The organism is Mastigocoleus sp. MO_188.B34, assembly GCF_030065675.1.
In the GTDB taxonomy this organism is placed as follows: Bacteria; Cyanobacteriota; Cyanobacteriia; order Cyanobacteriales; family Nostocaceae; genus Mastigocoleus.
The window spans coordinates 20,951-27,471 of the sequence record NZ_JASJDK010000116.1; the positions used below are offsets into that span (position 1 = coordinate 20,951).

A 6,521-nucleotide genomic window follows, 5' to 3' on the forward strand; every position below is an offset into this window, starting at 1 on the left:
TTTGGCGAAGGTATTGGAAAAAGGAATTTTATACTTTCAATATTGTTATTCTATTTTTGCAACACAACAAATATTATCTACCTCGCATCCCCAATCAACACAAAAGGCGACCAAAAGAAGGGATGACTATCAATCTGGCTCAATTTCGCCTGACGTAAGGCTTCATCCTTATTCATTCCCTTCTTAATATTCTGGTAAAATTCCACCATAATTGTCTGAGTAGTTTCATCATCAGCACTCCACAAACTTGCGATCGTGGCTTTAGCACCAGCCCGTTCAAACAGGTAAGCTAATCCAGAAATTTCTTGACCATCAGATTCGGTTTGTAGCGCTGTTTGACAAGCACTTAAAGTAATTAATTCAGTATTTTGCAGTCCTAATAAAGCAGCATCGCGAATGTTGAATTTTTGGTCAGCAAACAGCAAGGTATTCTCTTCCAATCCCAATTTAGGACAACCACCCTTTTGGAAACAGCCATGTGTTGCTAAGTGCAGAAGAGAAAAGCGCGGAGATTCGGTTTTAAAAGTATGCATAGTAGCTTGAGCGTTAATAAACGCTTCACTACCAGGGAAAACTTGAGTAATTTTTTTCACCTCTGCTTCTGCTCCTGGTAGCGCTAGGGGTGGCTTTGGAATTGGATTACCAAACGCCATAACTTTTTTAGCAGATGCGGGAATTTGTGTTGCTTTTGCTTGCAGGGAATTGCTAGAAAGGCGAGTCAGATAACTAATAGGTAATTTCTGAATCAGATATTGGTCAGCTTTACTGTCGTAGAGTGCTTCAAAAGGGATGTAGCGGAGTTTACCACTGGCGATGAAACTGAGTTGTTTGGGTTTGGTGGCTTGAATCTCAGCTTCAACTGGGCGAATTATTATGTTGTATAGTTGTTCTAAGTTGTCAAGGTATCGCTCGTCAAAACGGTTAGTTAATGAAGCATTAGTCTGTGTTAGTAAAGCGTTAAACTTCTTAGAGTTAATAGGTATTTTTTTAACAGTTAGTTTGTCTGTGGTTAAGACAAACAAAGCTACCGTATTGGGGACATTTCTAATATTGGTCAACAGCACAGGCTGAACCACTGTTGTACCTGTGGTAATGTTGGCTCGTAGTTGAGTAATATCTGTCGGTTTGGTTTCAAATAAGTCTGCTACTTCTAGAAAGCGATTTCTGATTTCTTCTGCTTCCTGATTAAGCTGTTCCTGTAATTGATTAACTTTTTGAGATAGTTGTGGTGAAAATTTTTCTTGCAAACCCTTTCGCAGACTTTCTAATCGAATATTCTTTTGATTCCATTCGTCAATTGCTTTTTGTGCTTCGGGATTGTTAACTTTTGCATCAACAAGGCGGGAATAATCAGCTAAGTCGGCTACAGTAGCAAGGTTTGCCCATTCAAAAGCTCGTTCTGGCTGCTTTTGGTCGATGAGTAAATCAATCAGACCAACTGCTCGACCTTGTTCGTTTTCTAAAAACGTTTTGCGATTTTCTTTGCCAATATAGTTACGAAGTTGTAAGGTGATGGTCGCAGATTGTTCCATATAATTGATGGCTTTAATGGGCTGCTTAGTATCTTGGTAAAAAACACCAATATTATTAAGTGTGACAGCTTCCCCACGTTTATCTCCCACAGCACGACCTAAAGGTAAAGCTTGGTTATAGAATTCAAGTGCTTTTTGCTTTTCTCCTAAATCTGAGTAGACGAGACCAATATTATTAAGTGTGACAGCTTCCCCACCTTTATCTCCCACAGCACGATCTAAAGGTAAAACTTGGTTATAGAATTCAAGTGCTTTTTGCTTTTCTCCTAAATCTGAGTAGACGAGACCAATATGAGTGAGTGTAACAGCTTCTAGCTTCTTATCGTCCACCCTTCGAAACAGCGATAGTGCTTCTTCCCACTTTTTAATTGCTTGTCGTAGTGATTCTGCTGTTCCTTGTCGGTATAATTTCAATCCCTCCTCAAATGCTTTTTCAGCAGCAGCGCGAGTTCCATCTTGTTTCACACTTGACTGTTGCGCTACTTTTTCTCCCCTTACTGCTGGCATAGTAGCAACTGATTTGCTAACAAAAAATAAACTAACAAGTACCAAAAAGGTGCATTGACCCAGAAAAGATAAGGATATTAATTTCTGTCTTCTGTTTAATTTTGTTAACGCAGTGTGACTGTAGGTTATATTTTGCATTTTAACAAGACTTATGTAACTGCTCCTCTTCAATGGTGTGCTTCGCGCACCAAACACCTAGAAACTACAGATTCATACACAACAATTCCGGAGGTTTTAGTGGGATGTTCCCGGTGTTAATTGTGGCGGTATCGCACTATGCTAGTTGCGTAAGTCCTGTTTAAATATTTAATTATTTTGGTCAATAGGGGTGACTTTAATAGTCATATTTCCCGAATCGTCAAACTCAATTTCATCCACTACATATAAACTGTTCACAGCCACCGCACGAATACCACGTAACTGTTTGGGGTTAACTACATTTGATAAATCTACATTTGTTTTACCTTCCTCTATCTGAAATTGATCCAGAGGAATATTAGACCAAATGCTTTGTTTTGCTTCGGCAGTATCTTCACCCCGGATAATTCTACCTCTACCATCATGATTAAATACTGGTGATTTCTTATCAGCAACAATGCGTTTAATTTCTTCAACTTTAACTACGCGAGAAGTACCATTTTTGGGAGTAACTCGAACAGTTTTTTTCTGGGGGTCAGACCCCGTTAGAGTTCCGAATATTGAGCTTCCATTTTTGAGAATTATCTCCACAACATTATGTAACCCCAAGGGAATCGATTCTTTATCCTTTTTACTGCTTTCTTGAGCTATTTCAGTACTTTTAGTTATAGCCCATACGTTTTCTCCGGGAATAGCAATTAGAAACGCCAAAGCAAAGCTCAATGTTGCAAAAAATATTTTCATGGTCAGGTAAAGAAAATATTAATTAAATTATATTTATTAGATCGAGTAAATCGCTTTCATTACTTTTATGCAGCCACAAAAGCATGAATATCAAAATCTCAATATTCTAGGGAGTATTGCCAGTTTAATTGGAATTATTGGTCTTTTTAATTACTTTACAGGATGGGTATATCGCTGGGCTTACTTTAGCTTTTTTGAGTTAGACATTAATTCCATTCAACTACCTTTTGAGTCGTTTTTTCTAGTACCGATACAAGTGCTTCTAGGAGATTTACATAAAATAATACTTGGTATCATTGTAATTATAATTACTTTTTTTATGATTAAGATTTCGTTGTTACTAATTAACGAATTTAGGATCAGCTATGACAAATATCCCTCCCCGTTATTGATTGCAAAGTTACGAATACGTCTGAGACAACTGGTAAATAAGCTGCCATCTCGATTCTATCCAAAAAATCTCAAAAAATTTATTAGTAACAATATTTCTCTTGCTATTCTTATCAAAAAGTTACATGGTTTTTACTTATTCAAACTATTACGTTCATTTACTCAGATTTTCCCCCAACCTCTCCGTAATGAAATTGCGATCGTTGCTTGGGTATTGACTGCTTTATTTTGGTTCGCTCAATACCAAGGTCATGCTGATGCTTTCCGGGATGCAGTCAATGAAACCTCTACTAGACCTATAGTTACTTTAGTTACCAAAAAAGAAAATTTAGCGATTGGACGCCAATTAGGGAATGAAAATGAGCTTGATAATTTAAAGAGAATCCCTTCTTTGAACAACTTCCGCATTGTTGGCGATGTTAAGCAGTTTTACCAAATATGGGGAAAAGAAACAAATTTAGAACAACCTATAGCTTGGCGCTTATTGCTACAAACTAATAATTGGGCTTATCTATTTCCAGCATTACCATCCCCAGCCAAACCAAATCAGCGTCCTCCATTATTAGCAATTAATGCAGAACAGGGTCAGGTACAGATGTTAATTCTCAGTCGTCCGAAATAAAACATCTTTATTGAAGTAAATAACGTATGCAGCTAATCTTTCCTTCTTTATGGTTAATGTGTCCAGAATTTTAATCCTTATTTTTGGATTTAAACAGCTTATTAACATGTTTGCAGAATCCTTTTAGACGTCATATTAATTCCATCACATGCATGTTCCCAGTGAGATAGTAAGTAATTAGCCGGATTTGATATCAATCCATAACCTGAGATTTTGAATTATGTTCAATACTTGCAGCAATTCTGCAAGCGACTCACTTCAATGTTGTAATTAATACTTGTATTTCAAGTCATCGCTCATAAAGTGCATTAGGGTATATGAAAATCAGCTTTTTCGTGACTTTTAATGCACTTTTTTGCACACACTGCAAAGTATAATGATTAACTAATTTGGTATAATAATGATAATTTAATGGGTGTTAAAAGGGAAGCAAACACAAAAAAACCGACATAATTACTTAATATATTACTTAGATTCCCGGATAAATCAACATAAACTACCAATAAATACTTACGTATTTAAACTTAACGCAGGCTTTATGGTACCTCGGAGAAAACGGTGTTAGAAAGAATATGTGCTCAAAGAGAGCTACCAAAGATTAATAAACGGAGTTTTAAATATGCATTCCTTCAACAAACTTTTCTTAGCTGCTGTTGTTGCAACTGTTGCTACTGTTTCCACTTCTGTTCCAGCTTCTGCAGTAGGTATATGTGAGTCAAGTTTTATCCCTGGTTGTGAGGGTCCAAAGCCAAAGCCACAACCAGTTCCCGAGCCTTCTTTGATGTTGGGTAGTTTAGTTTTAGGTGGTGCTTTAGTCAGTAAAAAGTTAGGAAAGAAAAACCAAGAAAATAACTAACATCTGCACTGGTAATTGTAAATATACTATGTATCATATTTGCAATAGGCCAAACTTAGTATAGTGTAGTCGATAGTTTGCCCGTCGAATGCCTCTACTATGCTCGAGATGGGCTTATCGATATAAACAAAGGAATGTGGATTAAATAAAGTATAAAAGTAGGGTGCTGTTAGCATCGCGTAACGCACCATTCCAAATTTCAGAATTACAGGTTATTAAATTCTCATTCCTAAGCTTTAGACTTCAGTATTTACTTTCAGTTTGGGCTAATCCAGGAAAATTATTACTCGAGTTATCAAGTCCGAGGATTAGTTCAAATTAATAATTTCTCTCGTAATATCGCTACTATACTCCATCGATACAAGTATATCTGCGTTTATTAGATAAATAACTGTTTCATTTCATTTAATAAGTTTCAATCCTCAAAGTCTCCCAGGATTGAGGAATTTAGGGAACTTTAATATAGCTTTTGATAAAAAATCATCCCTAATTTCTGCAATTCCGACTTTTAAGAAATTTCCTTTAAATCAACCACCTACAGAGAATTTCAGCGAACTATGGATATCTCAAAATTAAGTGCTGCGCTACCAGAACAAATCACCCTGAAAAAAGTTATCTACCCTTACGCGAATCCCAATGCATCAGGTGATGAAAGCTACATGGATTTGGTCATCGAAGATGGAGATATGCTCAACGGAACCTTCGATGGTTATTGTATTGATGCAGATCGCTTAATTGATTTTGAAATAGATAACAATGGTAATGGCGTAATTGACCAAGCAGAGATTGGAACCAGCTACACAGCAAAGGTTTATTCTAGTTATGAAGAACTACCTACAGAGTTAGTTGGTCCAAACCTAATTGAAAAACCTGAAAATTTAGATCTTTTGAATTGGATTTTGAATCAGGATTTCGCCGGTCAATCTTCACCTGGAGGTTTTGGAACATACACTTTTGCAGATATCCAAAGAGCGATCTGGACTTTAATAGATGATGACACCAGTGTTGTTGGTGTTGGTTATGAAGGATATTTGTGGGAACAAGAACGTGTTGATGAAATTATAGCTGCAGCCCAAGCAAATGGTGAAGGGTTTGTTCCCACTTTTGGTCAAAAGATGGGCGTGATTATTGTTCCCGATACAAATGGTGATGGTAATCCAGATGCACAGATAGTAATTGCTGCGGTTGAACTATCTAAATTGGGAGATAAGGTTTTTGAAGACAACAACGCTAATGGAATTCAAGATGCTGGTGATGCTGGAATTGCAGGTGTAACTGTTAATCTCCTTAGTGATGTTGACGGAGATGGTGAAATTGAATCACATGAAGTTATAGATACCACACAAACTGATTCTAACGGTGAGTATTCTTTTACTGTTGTTGCAGGAGATTACAAAGTTCAGTTTGAAACACCTGATGGTTTCGATAATACAAGTCCAAGAAATCAGGGTAATGATGATGCAATTGATTCTGATGGACTAACTTCTGATGTAGTAACGCTAGCACCTGGAGAATATGACCCAAGGGTAGATGCAGGTTTTTATAAGCAAGCTAGTTTAGGCGATCGCGTTTGGTTTGATTCTGATAAAGATGGAATTCAGGATGCAGGAGAACGGGGTGTTGAGGGAGTTACGGTTACTTTAACCGGTGGTGGAAATGACGGTGTAATTGGTAATGGTGACGACACTACTGCAACTACTACCACCGATGCAAACGGTAATTACAAATTTGA

5 protein-coding genes are annotated in these 6,521 nt (G+C 37.1%); 3 read left to right on the forward strand and 2 right to left on the reverse strand.

All coding sequences use genetic code 11. The features are described from left to right. Positions 1–77: 77 nt before the first annotated feature. Both QNJ50_RS22360 and QNJ50_RS22365 read right to left on the reverse strand, forming a co-directional pair. Positions 78–2,039, reverse strand: a complete 1,962-nt coding sequence (locus QNJ50_RS22360; protein WP_300639685.1) for a CHAT domain-containing protein — start codon at positions 2,037–2,039, stop codon at positions 78–80. A 306-nt stretch (positions 2,040–2,345) separates the two neighbouring features. Further along, positions 2,346–2,921: a hypothetical protein gene (locus QNJ50_RS22365; RefSeq protein WP_300639688.1), complete on the reverse strand. Its 576-nt coding sequence runs from the start codon at positions 2,919–2,921 to the stop codon at positions 2,346–2,348. A 67-nt stretch (positions 2,922–2,988) separates the two neighbouring features. Here QNJ50_RS22365 and QNJ50_RS22370 point away from each other — a divergent pair, with 67 nt between their 5' ends. The 3 genes from QNJ50_RS22370 to QNJ50_RS22380 form a co-directional block, all read left to right on the forward strand. Continuing rightward, positions 2,989–3,933, forward strand: a complete 945-nt coding sequence (locus tag QNJ50_RS22370; protein WP_300639690.1) for a hypothetical protein — start codon at positions 2,989–2,991, stop codon at positions 3,931–3,933. Between the two features lie 619 nt (positions 3,934–4,552). Then, the gene (locus tag QNJ50_RS22375) at positions 4,553–4,789 is read left to right on the forward strand and encodes a hypothetical protein (protein ID WP_300639693.1); all 237 of its coding nucleotides are present in this window, start codon (positions 4,553–4,555) and stop codon (positions 4,787–4,789) included. A 557-nt stretch (positions 4,790–5,346) separates the two neighbouring features. Next, a partial coding sequence (locus QNJ50_RS22380) for an SdrD B-like domain-containing protein (RefSeq protein WP_300639696.1) occupies positions 5,347–6,521 on the forward strand: 1,175 nt, incomplete at its 3' end.

Excerpts from the sequence above, each read along its gene's own strand:
- QNJ50_RS22360 (WP_300639685.1), bottom strand. The coding sequence starts at position 2,039 with ATGCCAGCAGTAAGGGGAGAAAAAGTAGCGCAACAGTCAAGTGTGAAA.
- QNJ50_RS22365 (WP_300639688.1), bottom strand. The coding sequence starts at position 2,921 with ATGAAAATATTTTTTGCAACATTGAGCTTTGCTTTGGCGTTTCTAATT.
- QNJ50_RS22370 (WP_300639690.1), top strand. The coding sequence starts at position 2,989 with ATGCAGCCACAAAAGCATGAATATCAAAATCTCAATATTCTAGGGAGT.
- QNJ50_RS22375 (WP_300639693.1), top strand. The coding sequence starts at position 4,553 with ATGCATTCCTTCAACAAACTTTTCTTAGCTGCTGTTGTTGCAACTGTT.